Below are 16,617 nucleotides of genomic sequence, written 5' to 3'. Positions count from 1 at the left end.
CTTGCAGGTAGTCGTAACCTGCAAATACCAAAGCATTGTCAGCTAGAAAGGTTTTACCAATTAGAATAGGGGCCGAAAAGTGACTTCGATCAGTTAGATTAACGTCCGTTTTCAACTCTTGATCAGCAATACWTACAGATAACTTTACGGTAGGACGAAGTAAAGGGGTGCTACTAGTACGACTACGGATCATACTGACGCGTTCTAGCGGTTCTTCTATCACTACCTTTTCACCCGTACGCGGGTTCTGGACTTTAAAAGTCACTACAGCCTTATATTTGGCAAAAGTGCTACCGTCCCAATCATCGTAATTAACTTCTTTCTTGTTCAAGATATCTTCTGTGATAGCAGCCATCAACTCTTCATCTTTTAGATCCTTGAAGTCGGCATGTGTGCTCTTCACATGAATATCTTCAGCATGCATCGATGTTGTTTCAGCACCAGTATCAATTTTACCGATAAAAGGAACGTGTCTTAGACCTTTGACGTTCGTGAGATAAACATTCTCCGTCCGGCCTAATACCGCTTTTCCGTCAAGCTCATAGGCTGGGCTTTGAGTTGTGTGTGATGTGTCAGTAGCCAATGAATATTGTGAAAAAAGTAAAGAGCTTAGTAAAGTTAGAGCCAAAGGTATTTTTTTCATTAGTTGGTCCGTTGTGATCAGTTCACTAATAATACTGGTGTTTCAGCGAAGAGTTCCCCCACCAGTTATGGTTCTTGCATAACGTTAACGCTATGGCATTTTCAATGACAAACCGATGACTTTTCGCAATATTACCTTATCAACTTTTGACAAATGGATACTCTGCACTCTTTCATCCTAGGCTGAATATCAGACAAAAATAAAAAAAGGTCACCCCGTAAGAGCTGACCTGAGGTATCCGAAGCACACCATAAGCTGATTTAACTTGCTAAAACGTAAACGGTTCTAGATAAACATAGCACTAAAATTCGCCCACGGTTTGTCTAGCACATATCGCTCTGGCTTTTTCTGAGCCTTTCGTTTTATTTTTCGCATAACATTGTCGATAATATTCGGTGTAACGCTCAAATATGCCTTTGGCTTCGGTTGGTGATTTTGACAAAAGTCGTTGCACGAATTTCCTTGAGCCAACTTCAAAGTGTTGGGTATCGATTGGTGTGTTCCAATCCCCTCCCCAAATTAAAAATCCATGGTGGGCAAATACACCCACAACTTCTTCCGCCATGCCTTTGCGTTCAATTTGATCTCGTGCTCTATATTGAGTTCGGTTTACGTAAGCTTTAACGGATTGAGGAGGTTTGACTGTTATTTTTCCATTTTCATCAAATTCTAAAAATGGATTCTGCACAGGGTTTATATCAATAGCGACACCATAGGCGTGCTTAGACCAATTCGCCCCTCCGGTGATCGGCCTAGCATTAAATGCACTACTGTTATTCGCATCCATAGAGGCATTATCATCACCTTTAAATTCACGCATTAGACGAGCTGAATATAAAGGAAAGTTACTCTGCTTAAGCTCAAGGAAAATAAATTCGACAGAAGGAGCCACAACATCAAGCACAATCAAGTTTCCTCGCTTTATATCTCCTTCAAAATTGATGAAGTCAAAATCCACTTTAACGAGTCGTTCGCAACCAACAGGCGATCCCTTATTGAGTACACCTTGCTTTTTCATCATCTCACACTGCCACTTTGAAATAGGTGCTAACTCTGCGTAAGTCATTGTCGACATAAATAAAGCGAGCGAGGCAAATAATGAAGTGAATAAAGTAAGCGGTATTTTCATTTCAGCGGTTCCGTTCTTAGGTAGAAAGCGATATTGGATGTTAGATCGAATGGTAGTTGCCTATCAATTCGGTTTCTAAATCATAATACTCACAGTGACTTTCTAGTGCATTCTGATCATAAAAATCAAACTCWCCATTCAAATCACGAAAAGCCTCATTCTGTCCTAGTCTGAAAAACAGCGCGCTGTAAATATTATCGAGGTATAAAGACCTTGGTAATTTCAGTTCGTCATAAGAGGTTCGTACTTTTTCGACTTGAAGATGTTCCATACATGTTTCCCATGCAAACAATGAAACAAACAAGTCCGTTGCTTCTTCTTCAAGTAGGTTAATAGATTCATCGAGTTCTAATTGATGTAAAGCGCGGTATATATAAGACATATTCAAAGCCAGTCGCTGAAGATCTTCACTCTTATACTGCTCAAAAACCGCGACTTCATAAGCATCTTTAATGCTATTTCGGTTTGAGTCTTGGCCTAATATCGCTTCTCTCGACTTTGGATTGGAATGATGTTGCGGTGTGTATTCTCTTATATCTAACGAACTATGATTACTCAGCTTTCGCCAATACCACGAAATATCTGGTCGTTCATTCGTATTACCCCACTTCGACAAGTAAAGCTCACTATTTACATAGACAAGCTCACCGCTGGCGTAATGTTTACCAAACTCAAATTGGGCGATATTCTCTGATGAGAGAACCCAGCCTTGCCAATGATTACCAGTAGGATTAGGCAAGTTCCCTTTATTCCACTGCGTAGAAACGAATACTTGCTCATTATGAGAAACCATATCACCAACTTGGTAACTCATGTCCGATTGCCAGATCTCAGATGCCCATGTTATCGAACAGGATGATGTAACCAGTAGCAACAGTATTAAATGTTTCACTGAGCTGTAACCGTACATAACCGCACTGTTTTTTAGCTTAAAGCTCTCTATTACAGATTTTCTCATACACTCTTCTCCTAACCATTGCGTGTAGGTACAAAAGAGTGCGCTCTGCGAGGATCTGTAAGTAATTTAAATCAGAGTTACGGGAGTGGTAACTTGTAAAACCACTAAGTCATTTCAAGGGGTTTCAATAACTATGCGATAAGCCTTAAATAACCAAAATTACTTCATGAGTACTGTGAGGTGATATCCACATATTTATTTGTCTAACTGTCGACCACTTCAACCGTCTTATGCTGAGCACCATAATAAGTACTCTCGTCAATGGTATACATCAAGCACTCACCACACTCAGGGCACTCAAACTCTTCATTAGGCTCTATCGCTTGTTCTTCAACCCACTCCCAACCGATAGTGTCTTCGCATGATGGACAATCCATATATCTTTACCTTGTTATCAATATTGAAATATTTGGCGATTTTGCATGTTCTCGAATAAAACACAACAGTACCAGTCCCTGTTTCATTGCCGATGCCGCCAAAAACCGGCAAACCCTAGCCAGAACACCGGTCACCTTGTGTTAGATTTACTAAGAACACCCCATATCGTATACAAAACAACCAATACAGTATGGTGAACCATTTGGAATGGAAATTGCTTACCTTAGATATATCTTGTTCATAACATTGGTACTTCCATGTCATTCATTAAAAAGATGTTCAATATCGAAACAGCACAAGACAGAAAGATCGCACTAAAAGCAAAGCTGCGTTTTGCTATGTCACAGACAAACTGATTAGCTAGCAATATAGCTTCAATACAACGATATCAGGTTATTCTGCACATGTAGATTAGAAGGGTTTAGTGTGGGTTATTGGGGAGATCAAGAAACCCGAAGCAGATACACCTTATTCTTGGAAGAGAATGCGTCAGAAATCGTTCGCACTATACTAAGAAATAAGGGATATCGATAAACTTCAGATGAAAAAATGCGTCGAACTATCTGATTAAAAAATGCTAAGTGCTCTTAAATTGTTACTTACTAAGCGCGTAAGCTGTCAAGAGACCGACCGTCAAGGGCATCAGCCATAAAGCCTGTTGAAGCAATAATTTAGTCCGACATATCTTACGACGTCTTTTGAATTTTTTAGCTGTGTTCTTTTGAGGAAGTGATTTCAAGTTAACTCTATAAAATCAAGATATAGAGTAGGTATTCTGTCACTTTTCACCATTAATTACACGTCAGTAAAGCTTAACTGCCGACAATTCAATCAAAGCTCAGTTGACCGCAAGAACAATGAAACCAAAGCACATCAAACCATCAACAAAAAACCAGACAAGTTAACTATCGAGTCATTTTTTTAACAAAAACCACCACAAATAGAGCCATCGTAAAGCTTCCCATAAAGGCTTCGAAAGCAGCAATAAACCTTGCGGCTCCCACTGGAGATATATCTCCGTAGCCTAATGTCGTAAACGTCACAATGCTAAAATATAACGCGTTAAAAAACTCTAAGGCTAAGTATTTTAACCCGTGCCCTTGTGCAGAATGAGCTACTACAGTATCTAGCAAAAAGTAAGCAACGGCGCAGGTCAGAATAAGGACAATTGAGAACATCACAACTCGTAATGGAGACTCTCCATAACCACAAAAGAAGTCGACCATTTTTGAAATAAAGCGCTGCAAACTAAAGCGTGGCATTTGATAACGCCGAAAGCGCATTTCTTTCTTAAAAAAGATACCTGCTGTTTCAAATAACCCCTGTTTCTCACACTGCTTACGTATGTTACGGCATACTTCTTCTGCTTCTTGATACAACGAATTCGCCCGATTTTTATCACCACGTTTCAATGCTTTTTTTGCTTCTGTTTCCTGCTTTAAATAGCCACCCCATTTAATGTTATCGATTCTCGAACGCCCTAAATCTGAACCTAATAGATTACAGTCATCCAATTGAGCGCAATGTAAATTAGCTCGAAACATCTTCGCTTTCATTAATGAAGAACCGCGTAAATCAAGTCCAAAAAAATGAGCGTCAGTTAGATCCGCGCGATAAAAGTCAGCGCCCCTACATGAGTACCCTTCTTTACACCCTCGATTAACTAAATCAATATCTTTTAAATCTGTTTTGGCGAGTTGAAAACCATCTAACGGTTTTCCTTCTAAAGCCCAACGTTCTACTTTTTCTTTTACGTCGTCGCCACTTTTATCCACCTTGGGATCATGCCAATAACATAGGCCTGAATCTCCACACTTCTCTTCACAATGCCAACCGTCCGGATTTACGTAGTCACATGTCTTTTTTTCGGTATCCATGACTTACCTCCCACAGTTAAAGATAAGTGTAGGAGGCAAGCGGTAACATTTCTCGTAGGGAAACGAATTTTTTATGAATGTGGGTGGATAACTTGCTTCATCATCCAGTCAGAGAAAAAGTGACTGCCTTTTGAGCTAGAGTGCGATAGCAGAAAATAGCCAGCATTGGCCTTAATTGGTGAAAATGGTGCGACTAGCCGGCCAGACTCCAGCTCATCTTGAATCAGTGCCTGCCTTGCTAACGCAATTCCCACACCAGCTTCAGCGGCCGACATCGCCATATCGGTTCTGTTAAAAAAGTGGCCTTGTTCAGTTTCGAATTTTAGCCCATGTGATTTAGCCCAAAATGCCCACTCATGATCGCGAGCTGCACCGTCCCACGGCTGTGCATCATGTAATAACGTGACCCTAGACCAAGGTTCATTTCCAGCACCTCGTTCGAGTAACCAATCATGTTGCTCTAAGTACGTTGGGCTCATTACTGGTAAAAGGCTTTCCTCTAACAATAATGTTGCATTTGAGTCTCGATACGGTAACTCACCATAATCGATCGCTAAATCGTAATCGTTAGATGCATGATCAACCAATGCACCTTCGGCAAAGGTTTGAATTTGAATTTCTGGGTGTAGACGGTGAAAACCCTCCAACCTAGGAACCAACCACTTAAAAGCAAAAGAGGGGGTCAATTTAAGCCTAACTTCGGAGCTGTGCTGCGATTGAGCTTTTAAACTGTCTAAAACATTGTCTATATCTTCAAAACTAGAAACTGCCACTCGATGAAGTAACATGCCCGACTCAGTAAGTGTCACTCCACGCGAATGTCTTTGTAAAAGCTGTAACCCTAGATTGCTTTCAAGCTGCAGTAACTGCTGGCTTATTGCACCTGTCGTTAAGCTTTTTGACTTAGCGGCTTTCGTTAAGCTACCGCAATGACCGACTTCAACAAAGGTCATTAATGCCGATGCCATATTACTCTTCAGATGCTTCATCCCTAGCCTTTAGAAAAACTATACACAGTGATTAATTCTTATCGATTGTTAGCAATTTGTAAATTAATCAATAATACGACCGAGACCTAGGGTCATTAATAGTAAAAACAAAGTGAATATGCGGCACCAATCCATAACTTCGGCCGGCCGCCAGTAAACAAATTAGTAGTAAACGAGTCAGCGTGATAATGAAGGATAAACAATGAAAGTGATGGTGTTAGGTGGCGGGGTTATAGGACTTACAAGTGCATGGTATTTATCTCAGAAAGGCCATGAGGTAACAGTGGTCGACCGACAAACTGAGTGTGCAAAAGAGACCAGCTTCGCTAACGCTGGGCAAATATCTTACGGTTATTCGTCACCATGGGCCGCACCAGGCATTCCGTTCAAAGCCATAAAGTGGCTAATGCAGCAACACGCTCCACTTAAAATCCAACCAAAAATGTCGAGCAATATGGTGAAGTGGACCAGAAAAATGCTGACCAATTGCACCGAATCACGTTACAACGTTAACAAAGCTAGAATGCTACGTTTAGCCAATTACAGCCAAGGTTGCCTTACAGAATTACGTAAAAATACTGGTATTGAATATCAAGGTCGCCAATTAGGAACCTTGCAAATCTTTAGGAATACTAAACAACTGCAAGCCATCGAAAAAGACATGGCGCTATTAAAGCAAAGTGGTACTTCATTCCAGCTATTAGACGTAGGTGAATGTGTTAAAAAAGAACCTGCCCTTGCGTATTCGAAAGACAAATTAGTAGGTGGCTTACACCTTCCCGATGACGAGACCGGGGATTGCTTCATCTTTTGCCAACAACTCACTTCTTTGGCAAAACAAGCAGGAGTCAACTTCCTATTCGAAACTGATATCCACTCACTCAACTTTAATGGCTCTAAGATCCAATCAGTCTCCACTAGCCAAGGTGAACTAAGCGCAGACAAATATGTTGTCGCTTGTGGCAGCTACTCTTCACACTTATTAGCACCTTTAGCTATTTCGCTGCCCACTTATCCAGTTAAAGGGTATTCGCTTACTTTACCCATAAAAAGTACCGAACATGCGCCAATATCCACGATCATGGATGAAACCTACAAAGTTGCCGTAACCCGTTTAGAAAACAGGCTTCGAGTTGCAGGAACAGCTGAATTAACCGATTTTGACCTTTCTATCCGAGAAAAACGCACATCTACGTTAGATCTTGTCGTTAAAGATCTGTTTAACGGAGCTGGAGATCTCTCACAAGCTGAGTATTGGACGGGGCTACGCCCTATGACTCCAGATGGCACCCCTATCATAGGCTCAACGCCTATAAAGAACCTTTTCACCAATACCGGACACGGAACTTTAGGCTGGACGATGGCCTGTGGATCAGGAAAGCTTTTAGCCGATTTAGTTACCAACACACCAACAGCAATTAAACACGATGACCTATGCGTTCAGCGATACAACCAAGGCTAACCAGGTCATACACCACCAACTAAGCTCAGCACAACACACTATTTTTCGATGCAAATTAAGAACTAAATAGAACACTTAATAGCCACAATTAACCGAACTATATGCTGAGATCTGATAGGTAGCGCGAATATATATAGTCATTAGACCAATATTAATTATCAGTTACTAGTCATTAACATTAATCCAGAATTTCGTGCTCACCATCACGCATTAAAGGAAAAACAGATAAATAAATTAACATTTGAATTACAAAAAGCTTAATATATCGAACGAAAAATAAACATAACAGTAAACAACAGGGAAAATACTCATGCAGTCATTCGTTGATTTTTTGAATGGAATTATATGGAGTCCAGTACTGATTTATTTGTGCTTAGGCGCAGGTTTGTTCTACTCCGTAATGACCCGATTTGTGCAAATTCGTCATTTCTTTGAAATGTGGCGTTTGCTTCTATCAGGTAAAAGCTCTACTAAAGGTATCTCATCTTTCCAAGCGTTAGCCGTTTCGCTTTCTGGACGTGTAGGTACTGGTAACATTGCGGGCGTTGCAGCCGCTATCGGTTTTGGTGGCCCAGGTGCAGTTTTCTGGATGTGGGTAGTAGCCTTCTTCGGTGCAGCAACAGCGTACGCAGAATCAACACTGGCTCAAATCTATAAAGAGGAAGACGAAGGTCAATTCCGTGGTGGTCCGGCTTACTACATTGAAAAAGCTATGGGTCAAAAATGGTACGCATGGATCTTTGCTATCGCGACAATTTTTGCTTGTGGTATTTTGCTTCCAGGCGTGCAATCAAACAGCATCGGTAATGCTGTAGAAGCTGCTTTCGGCTCTGGTGACATGATCGAAACCGCTATCGGTACCTTTAGTTTTGCCAAAATTTTCACTGGTACGGTTGTCGCAGTAATTCTTGCTTTCATCATATTCGGTGGCGTTAAACGTATTGCGAACTTCACGCAAATCGTTGTTCCATTTATGGCATTGGCTTACATCATTGTTGCGTTCGTAATCATCCTGCTAAACATCGGTCAAGTTCCTGCTGTTTTCTCTATGATCATTAGCGATGCATTCACACCTATGGCTGGCTTTGGTGCTGCAATTGGTTGGGGTGTTAAACGTGGTGTTTACTCAAACGAAGCGGGTCAAGGTACAGGTCCTCACGCAGCTGCTGCTGCAAGTGTTGATCACCCTGCTCAACAAGGTTTGGTACAAGCGTTCTCTATCTACATTGATACACTTCTAGTTTGTTCTGCTACAGCGTTCATGATCATCATTACTGGTGCTTACAACGTACACGGTGGCGCAGAAGGTGTATTCCTTGTGCAGAACTTAGCAGAAAACATCGGTGCGAATGGCCCTGTGTTTACGCAAATGGCGATTGAAAGTGCACTACCAGGCGTAGGTAAACCATTTATTGCCTTTGCTCTGTTCTTCTTTGCATTTACTACAATTCTTGCTTACTACTACATCGCAGAAACGAACATCGCATACTTGCGTCGTACAATTAAAATCCCTGGCATGATGTTTATTCTAAAAGCCGTTCTAATTGCAGCCGTTTTCTACGGAACAGTGAAAACAGCGAACTTAGCATGGGCAATGGGTGATGTTGGTGTTGGTCTAATGGCATGGTTGAACATTGTTGGTATTCTTATCATCTTCTTTATGTCTAAACCTGCTATCAAAGCACTTCACGACTACGAAGAACAGCAACGTGCTGGTGTCACTGAGTTCACATTTAACCCTGTAAAACTTGGCATTAAAGGTGCAACTTACTGGGAAGAAAAATACAAACGTAAGACTGGAAAAGCGCCTGAAGAGGAACTTAGTCAAACTAAACCAGTTGAGCAGCCATCAGCCTAATCATAGGCAGGTGAACAACTGAAAGTTAAAGCGTTAAAAATAAAAAGGGTTAGCATTCGCTAACCCTTTTTCTATTCCCGTTCCCACGCTCAATTTAAAGCGCAAACCACTTACAACAATTAAGCGGCAATTTCTTGTGTTGCAACCTGAGGTTGAACTTGCTTGTCACCGATAGGTAAAACTGTACGGCCGTACTCGTTATTAATAACCTGTGCCATTGCAAAATAGATAGCAGAAGCGCCACAGAAAATACCTTCAAAACCAGCGATGGTTCCAATAAGTTCACTACCAGTAAAATCACGAGCTGCAAGTAAGAAAAATAGAATAGTTAGAGAGCCAAATACGATTTGCTTAGCCACTGGGTAACATAGTGAACCAATGAACATGAAACCAGTGAAGATGCCCCATAACAAAAGGTACCAACCCATGAAGCTAGCAGGGCTTGCTGGTAAACCCATGTATGGCATAACAATTAGGCCAACTAAAGTTAACCAAAACAGACCGTAAGACGTGAATGCCGTCGTACCAAAAGTATCACCACGCTTAAAGCACATCATGCCAACAAGCACTTGGCTCAAACCACCATAGAAAATACCCATAGCCAGAATCATTGAATCAATAGGGAAAAAGCCAGCGTTGTGGATATTTAAAAGAATGGTAGTCATACCGAAGCCCATTAGGCCAAGTGGCGCAGGGTTTGCTAGTTTGGTCGACATTGCGAATTTACCTTACATAAGTGATTGGTTATCAAAAAAACCGATAAAAATTGTAAGAAAATTTTAATATATAAAGTGACAAATAAAAAACAGGTAAATCGAAAACTAATATTGTGAAAATGATCACCCATAAAAAAGAGGCCTCAATGGGCCTCTTATTAATTCACATGAAAAATACTGAGTAGCTTAGAGTATTGTTATTTTGTGTATCAAGCTTCTGCGTTTTCAAATACGTTTGATGCTGAAGATTTTTTTGCATCTAACTTTGATAAGCCAATGACGGCGACGGTTTGCACAAACAAAGCAAAAACCACAACCAAAGCACTCGCTGTAATACCCGCAATAACAAAGCACATTAATGCAATCGCACCGTTCATCAACGCATAAGGCAATTGTGTTTTAAAGTGTTCGTATTGGTCACAACCTGCGCCAGTTGAAGATAAAATTGTTGTTTCTGAAATTGGAGAGCAATGGTCACCAAATAGACCCCCCGAAAGCACAGCGCCTATTGCGACCAATAAAGGAGCATCAATAGCCACAGCAGTTGGAATAACCAAAGGCATCATAATGGCAAAAGTACCCCATGAAGAACCCGTCGCGAAAGAAATAACACCAGCCAATAAGAAAGCGACAGCAGGCACTAACCAATAAGGGAAACCACTTTGCGCTTGCTCTGCAATATAAGCAGCAGCTCCTAGCTCTTTACCTACGGTACTTAGTGCCCATGCCAACACAAGAATAATCGCAACTGGCATCATGTTGCCCATACCTTTCAGGTAAACAGAGATTCCATCCGATAACTTTCTCACTCCGTAAAAAGCCATTAAAGAGACAAGTGTGATAGCCGCAAAGAAATACGCTGAAGATAAAGCAGCCCTAAACGTTGAACCGGCAACTTTCTGAAAAGGAAACCCTTGTGGCACGAGCATTGCGCACAAGACAATCCCCATAACCAATAACGGAGCCCAAACAAAAGAAGATTTTGCATTTTTATGCGTGAAAGGTTTTAGTGAATCGCTTACCGCACCAGAAACGATACCCGCTTTTGCATCCCTCTCTGCTTTTGCCATTGGTCCAAAATCTAGCTTCTTAATAGAGACTAGTGGGACAATAAAAATGGCTAAGAAAGCATAAAGTTGAAATGGTATTGCGCCAATGAACGCTTCCCAATCCGACATATCAACACTTAACGCGATAAACTCTTTTTGAATCAAGCCCATGATATAGACACCCCACCCAATGAAAGGGATGAGAATAGCGACCGGCGAAGAGGTTGAATCAATAATGAATGCCAGTTTCTGTCTTGAAATTTTTAACTTATCAAATAAAGGGCGGAAAACAGGGCCAACAATCAGAGGAGTACCGAGATCAGAGAAGAAAATAATAATCCCACCAAACCAAGAGGATAGCTGAGCCTGGCATTTACTTTTCACCCAGGTTGTGACTTTTAACGCAAAAGCGATTCCGCCACCCGACTTCTCCATTAACGCAACAAAGCCACCAATGAAAACAAGCAACATTATCACGCCAGCATTATAGCTATCAGTTAATTGAGGAACTAAGTAGCCCTTCACCATCGCGCCAAAGGTGTCTAGTGGGTTAAGTTCACTAAATAGCCCAGTTAGCATAGCAACGCCGCTCAACACGCCAGCGAATAGTCCAATCACAACATTACGCGTCGTAAGCGATAATACGAGAGTAACAAAAATAGGTATTAGGGAGGTTATATCTGTCTGTTCCATCGGTACACCACAATCCAAAAGTAAACATAATTAGCTTTATTTTGTGAATATATATTCATTAAAAGCACATGTACAGAACTTTATTCTTTAAATGGAGTTTTGCTTATCAACCTCTCAATTTCACCTAACAATTCAGCATGCATTAGATAGGAATATTGATGAAATATGCTAAACCTATAGGAGAACTATCAAACTTTAAGCCGAGAAGTGTATGGACTTATTTGCCGATCACAGAGAGCCTTCGCCCTCTCCTATATCACCAACAGAGGCAACGAAAGAAAAATTGTCTTGGAAAGTGCTATTGATCGACGACGATGAACAAATGCATCAAATCACTAAACTCGCTTTATCTAACTTCCATTTTCAAGGGAAGGCGCTCGATATTATTTCTGCTTACTCAGGTGCTGAAGCAAAAGAGCTCTTAGTGCAGCATAACGATATAGCACTGGCCTTAGTTGACGTGGTTATGGAAGATGAGCACGCGGGACTAGACGTCGTAAAGTACATTCGAGAAGAACTTAAGAACTCAAAAATTCGCCTTGTGTTACGAACCGGGCAAGCAGGACAGGCACCTGAAGATCTAGTAATACAAGAGTATGAGATAGACGACTATAAAGAGAAGACAGAATTAACCACTCAAAAATTAAAAACACTACTCTACTCGATGTTAAGAGCCTACCGAGATCTCACTACCATTGAAGTCCAAAAAGAAGGGTTAAGTAAAGTCATTAAGGCTTCTGCGAATGTCCAAAACACCACCACACTCAAAGATTACGCCTCATCGGTGCTTAGCCAACTGACCTCACTAATACAACTTGATGCTTCGGCCTTTTATTGCTTGGTTCGTCCAAGGCCTGATGGTGAAGAATCACGAGCCCTGACATTAGCAGCTACAGGGGAATACGTTAACTCTTACTCTGAATGTCGCTTCAATGTCCTGCCAGAAGAAGTCGCAGAGCGATGCCAATACGTTTTGAATCAACAGCGCAGCCAGAGCTACCCAGATGCATACGTCTTTCATATGACAGATGACGCTGGTGTCGACAGCCTGCTATACATAAAAATAATTAGTGAACTTAGTGAACTCGATAAGCAGTTACTTGAAATTTACATGCACAATATTGGCCTCACATTTGAAAACTTAAATCTGTTGGTCGATTTACGTGAAACCTCAAAAGAACTGGTTTATAACCTAGCGAATGCTGTAGAAGCGAGAAGTAAAGAAACAGGCGCACACGTACAACGGGTCTCTTTGTTTAGTGAAAAGCTCGCTTTACTCTATGGTTTACCAAACCATGAAGTACAAATGATTAAGCATGCCTCACCGCTACAYGATGTGGGTAAAGTGGCTATCCCCGATAGTATTTTGCATAAGCCGGGGAAATTAGATGCCGATGAATGGGCAATTATGCAAAAGCATGTCGAATACGGTGTCGATATTCTCAGCCAGTCAAAGCGCAAGTTGATTTCAGTAGCTAAAGAGATAGCTCAGTATCACCATGAAAAGTGGGATGGTACTGGTTACCCAGCGCAGCTAAGCCAAGTTGAAATTCCAATCTGCGGTCGAATCACCGCTCTTGCCGATGTATTCGATGCGCTAGGCTCAAAACGTAGCTACAAACAACCTTGGTCTGACGACGATATTCGCAATGAGCTTATTGCACAGAAAGGCAAACACTTCGAACCTAAGCTCGTTGACCTTCTAATCACCTATTGGGATGAATTTATCCAAATCAGAGAAGAGCACCCCGACTAACGTAAACTCTCGGAAAGTAAGCTTCTTAAAGTCGAATTTATTCGCCTAGTTCCTGTGGCAACTGTTTTGGCAAGGTGAACCTAAAGACAACGCCTTCGCCTATTTCTGAATCGAAATTAAGTTGGCCTGAGAGCTTTTGGTTGATTAAATTAAACACTAAATTCAGCCCTAACCCCGAACCTCCACTGCCGCGCTTACTGGTAAAGAAAGGTTCGAAAATTTTCTGATGCAACTCCTTCTCTACACCACAACCATTGTCCCGATACTCAAATACGATTTGCTCGCCCTCCTCTTTAAAAGTCAGCTGTATTTGAGCTGACGATTGCTCTGCAAAAGCATGGTTTACGCTGTTTAAGATCAAGTTGGATACCACCTGTGTCAATACGCCAGGTAAGCTGTTCATCGTTAGACTTTGATCGCCCTCTATAACCGGTGTAACTGGGACCTTGCGAGTTTCAGGGTGCAGACTTGCGGTTAAGGCATTAAGAGTTTGGCCAATATTAAACTGGCTACGGCTTTCAGAAACTTGATCCACTGCGGTTTGCTTGAAGTCTCGGATCAATTTAGCCCCTCGATTCAAGTTATCCTCAAGTAAGAGACTTGCCTGATCCATTTGCTCCATAATTTCAGAAAACTGCTTACTAGTGAGCGTTTGTGAAGAGAAAGACTGATTAAGTTCAGCACAGGCATCTTTAATCAAAGACGAAGCGGTGACAGCGATCCCCAGCGGCGTATTCACTTCATGAGCAACACCTGCAACTAATCCACCTAACGCAGCTAATTTTTCAGATTCGATCAACTGCCCTTGTGCTTCTTCTAACCGCTGCATACTTTGTTCTAGGTCGATCGTTCGCTCTGTCACTTTCTGCTCTAAGGTTTGGTTTAGGTCCTCTAAGCCCAACTGAGCTTGCTTCAAGGCTGTGACATCGATAGAACTGCCTCTGAACCCCTTAAATTTCTCTTCTTTGACGACTCTCATTGCTTGAAAGAACATAAAACGTCGACCCGAATCAGACTCAATGATCACCTCACACATTGAGAAATCTGACTCTCGGCTTAGCAATGCGAGTAGCTCGTGTGCACTGCCTAATTTTTCGATGTGTTTCACAAATGGTTTGTCGGTAATCTCAATGTTTAGCGTTTTTTGCATCGATTCCGAAACAAAAACAAAACGCCCTATCTCATCCGTTTCCCATAGCCAGTCCGAAGACACGCCGGCGAAGTCAGCAAAACGTTCTTGTTCAAAGCGAATGTTGTTATACAGCAGGCTAATATTAGACGTGATTTTATTGGTTTCATCGGCTAACCAATTGAGTTCATCCTCTTTCTCCATCACCCAAGGGTGATAGCTCAGTGTTAGCGGTTTGCTGGGATGCCGAGGATTATATTTACGTAGATAAGCCGCAACAGAGAATAGCCGTCGGTTAACGCTCTTATGAAAAACCATCAAGATCAAATAACAAACGATCGTGGTCTTTATTGTATTAATGGCTAAGGTAATTAAAAATTGACGAATAAGGTAGGTATAGATCTCTTCCCCGTTCGACTCCATGTGTAACGTACCCAAGAGCTCAACTTCATCGTCAATCTGAGCTTSGTAGTTCAAATCAAACTGCTCGTAAATCGGGTAGTTTTCAACTTTTTCTCCCGCTGAAAAGGTATAGGTACCAGAACGTATTTCTAAATAATTCACCTTGGGTAAATTAACGAGACCTTCTAATTTCTGCTGTAGTGAAACTAGGTCATAGCTCCATAAAGAAGCTGCCAATAACTCAGCATGTACCGATTTTAACTCTTGCTGCCTCTGCTCTACACTGTCGAATTCTCGGTCGTAATCCCAATAAAGCTGTACCGCAGTTCCAAGTAAGGTCACCATGCCGCTCAATAGCACCATGATCAAAATAATTCGGCGTCCTATTCGGCTATAGATAGGATTGCTATCACTGTCTTCAAACTCTTTAGTTCGACTCATTCCTTAAGATCCTTTACCTATTTCCGCCTACTGATCAGTATAGAAGCGAATAGCTTGACTACACTTAAACCACATTACTTAAGTAAAATTATTCACTATGAGAATATTTCTTACGATCTTCATCACTCTATTCAGCCTTTCGACCCAGGCAGGAAAAGTGCTGGTCATTGAAAGCTATCACTCAGAGTACCCTTGGGATAGGGACTACGTAGAAGGGCTAGTGACGACGATAGATCCATCTCATCAAATCGAAACCTTTCAAATGAACACCAAACGTATTCCTGAACATGAATTTGCGGGAATGGCAGCCTCTGCCTTTCAGATGTACCTAAAGAGTARACCCGATATCGTTGTATTAGGTGACGACAACGCGCTTAAGTACATGCTGCCCTTTTTATATGACGAACCAGTCAGCATTATTTTTTTAGGTATTAACTCCAACCCAAGAAAGCTCCTTGCACGCTATCAAGGGCAAGCCAAGATTACTGGTGTGTTAGAGCAACCCCTGCTTATCAAAACCATCAGCGAAATAACTCAGCTAAGCCCTTCAGAGAAATCAAAAATTTTGGTTCTTTTTGATTCAGGTACCACCTCAAAAATTGCGAATAAATTTATCTCACAGCAATACCAAACCGTCAGAAGTAACCTAAATACCGAGGTTGATATCATCAATGTTGAAACATTTAACCAATGGCAGTCCCTAATCAGCAGGGCTCATGAAGATGGATATACTGAGATTGTTATTGGGCTTTATCACACCTTAACCGACCAGAAAAATAACAATATCAGCGCCGATGTAGTGATGTCCTGGACGAACCAAAATTCACCAGTGCCATTGTTTGGCTTTTGGGATTTTTCGATAGGAAAAGGAAAAGCAGCTGGAGGTGTTGTTTTATTTGGGCGAAGCCAGGGGGTTGCGGCAGGCAAAATGGTTGAACAAATATTTCAGGGAAAAGACACCAACTTAATTCCCATTTATATAGGAAAACAAGGTAAAGCAACATACAGCCCATATGAAATGAACCGCTGGGGTATTAACCCACCTAAAGACTGGCAAGCGCTCTCTGAAAGCGTTGCACCTTAGTAAGACAATTAGAAAAGGAGTGAACAATCCACTCCTTTTCTATTTAAAGTTTA

Annotated in this window: 13 protein-coding genes; 4 read left to right on the top strand and 9 right to left on the bottom strand. The window is 41.5% G+C overall.

Going from position 1 to position 16,617, the window contains the following annotated elements:
* The 6 genes from L4C33_RS06005 to L4C33_RS05980 all read right to left on the bottom strand — a co-directional run.
* Nucleotides 1-643 (bottom strand): putative ATP-dependent zinc protease (locus L4C33_RS06005; RefSeq protein WP_428811531.1); only part of this gene is annotated, 643 nt, incomplete at its 3' end.
* A 301-nt stretch (nt 644-944) separates the two neighbouring features.
* Nucleotides 945-1,718 carry a M15 family metallopeptidase gene (locus L4C33_RS06000; protein WP_428811532.1) on the bottom strand — a complete coding sequence of 258 codons (774 nt, stop codon included), beginning with the start codon at nt 1,716-1,718 and terminating at the stop codon, nt 945-947.
* 94 nt (nt 1,719-1,812) lie between these two features.
* Entirely contained in the window at nt 1,813-2,730 is a 918-nt protein-coding gene (locus L4C33_RS05995; RefSeq protein WP_428811530.1) for a hypothetical protein, read from the bottom strand.
* A 203-nt stretch (nt 2,731-2,933) separates the two neighbouring features.
* Nucleotides 2,934-3,107: a hypothetical protein gene (locus L4C33_RS05990; RefSeq protein WP_428811529.1), complete on the bottom strand. Its 174-nt coding sequence runs from the start codon at nt 3,105-3,107 to the stop codon at nt 2,934-2,936.
* Nucleotides 3,108-4,013: 906 nt separating this feature from the next.
* Nucleotides 4,014-4,985 (bottom strand): ion channel, encoded by a 972-nt coding sequence (locus tag L4C33_RS05985; protein WP_428811528.1) that lies wholly within the window; start codon nt 4,983-4,985, stop codon nt 4,014-4,016.
* Between the two features lie 71 nt (nt 4,986-5,056).
* Nucleotides 5,057-5,974 carry a LysR substrate-binding domain-containing protein gene (locus L4C33_RS05980; protein WP_428811527.1) on the bottom strand — a complete coding sequence of 306 codons (918 nt, stop codon included), beginning with the start codon at nt 5,972-5,974 and terminating at the stop codon, nt 5,057-5,059.
* A 202-nt stretch (nt 5,975-6,176) separates the two neighbouring features.
* Here L4C33_RS05980 and L4C33_RS05975 point away from each other — a divergent pair, with 202 nt between their 5' ends.
* Nucleotides 6,177-7,436 (top strand): D-amino acid dehydrogenase, encoded by a 1,260-nt coding sequence (locus L4C33_RS05975; protein WP_428811526.1) that lies wholly within the window; start codon nt 6,177-6,179, stop codon nt 7,434-7,436.
* A gap of 310 nt (nt 7,437-7,746) precedes the next feature.
* Entirely contained in the window at nt 7,747-9,294 is a 1,548-nt protein-coding gene (locus L4C33_RS05970) for an alanine/glycine:cation symporter family protein (RefSeq protein ID WP_428811525.1), read from the top strand.
* Between the two features lie 119 nt (nt 9,295-9,413).
* Here L4C33_RS05970 and L4C33_RS05965 read toward each other — a convergent pair whose 3' ends face one another.
* Both L4C33_RS05965 and L4C33_RS05960 read right to left on the bottom strand, forming a co-directional pair.
* The gene (locus L4C33_RS05965) at nt 9,414-10,010 is read right to left on the bottom strand and encodes an acetate uptake transporter (RefSeq protein ID WP_428811524.1); all 597 of its coding nucleotides are present in this window, start codon (nt 10,008-10,010) and stop codon (nt 9,414-9,416) included.
* 209 nt (nt 10,011-10,219) lie between these two features.
* Nucleotides 10,220-11,752: a Na+/H+ antiporter NhaC family protein gene (locus tag L4C33_RS05960; protein WP_428811523.1), complete on the bottom strand. Its 1,533-nt coding sequence runs from the start codon at nt 11,750-11,752 to the stop codon at nt 10,220-10,222.
* A gap of 211 nt (nt 11,753-11,963) precedes the next feature.
* Between L4C33_RS05960 and L4C33_RS05955 the strand changes: the two genes are divergently transcribed.
* On the top strand, nt 11,964-13,508 hold the full coding sequence (locus tag L4C33_RS05955; protein WP_428811522.1) for a DUF3369 domain-containing protein: 1,545 nt from the start codon (nt 11,964-11,966) through the stop codon (nt 13,506-13,508).
* A gap of 37 nt (nt 13,509-13,545) precedes the next feature.
* Here L4C33_RS05955 and L4C33_RS05950 read toward each other — a convergent pair whose 3' ends face one another.
* Nucleotides 13,546-15,480, bottom strand: coding sequence for a sensor histidine kinase (locus tag L4C33_RS05950; protein ID WP_428811521.1), 1,935 nt, complete (start codon nt 15,478-15,480; stop codon nt 13,546-13,548).
* 97 nt (nt 15,481-15,577) lie between these two features.
* On the opposite strand from L4C33_RS05950, the gene L4C33_RS05945 reads away from it, so the two are divergent.
* The gene (locus tag L4C33_RS05945) at nt 15,578-16,564 is read left to right on the top strand and encodes an ABC transporter substrate-binding protein (protein ID WP_428811520.1); all 987 of its coding nucleotides are present in this window, start codon (nt 15,578-15,580) and stop codon (nt 16,562-16,564) included.
* Nucleotides 16,565-16,617: the final 53 nt, after the last annotated feature.

This window comes from Vibrio makurazakiensis (assembly GCF_050337375.1).
Lineage (GTDB): Bacteria > Pseudomonadota > Gammaproteobacteria > Enterobacterales > Vibrionaceae > Vibrio > Vibrio makurazakiensis.
The sequence above is the reverse complement of the archived record's forward strand: the minus strand, read 5'-3'. Positions and strand labels throughout refer to the sequence as shown.

Bases quoted from the DNA above. Each gene is read 5' to 3' on its own strand.
- L4C33_RS05985 (WP_428811528.1), bottom strand. From the start codon at position 4,985: ATGGATACCGAAAAAAAGACATGTGACTACGTAAATCCGGACGGTTGG.
- L4C33_RS05990 (WP_428811529.1), bottom strand. From the start codon at position 3,107: ATGGATTGTCCATCATGCGAAGACACTATCGGTTGGGAGTGGGTTGAA.
- L4C33_RS05970 (WP_428811525.1), top strand. From the start codon at position 7,747: ATGCAGTCATTCGTTGATTTTTTGAATGGAATTATATGGAGTCCAGTA.
- L4C33_RS05975 (WP_428811526.1), top strand. From the start codon at position 6,177: ATGAAAGTGATGGTGTTAGGTGGCGGGGTTATAGGACTTACAAGTGCA.
- L4C33_RS05965 (WP_428811524.1), bottom strand. From the start codon at position 10,010: ATGTCGACCAAACTAGCAAACCCTGCGCCACTTGGCCTAATGGGCTTC.
- L4C33_RS05980 (WP_428811527.1), bottom strand. From the start codon at position 5,974: ATGAAGCATCTGAAGAGTAATATGGCATCGGCATTAATGACCTTTGTT.
- L4C33_RS05960 (WP_428811523.1), bottom strand. From the start codon at position 11,752: ATGGAACAGACAGATATAACCTCCCTAATACCTATTTTTGTTACTCTC.
- L4C33_RS06000 (WP_428811532.1), bottom strand. From the start codon at position 1,718: ATGTCGACAATGACTTACGCAGAGTTAGCACCTATTTCAAAGTGGCAG.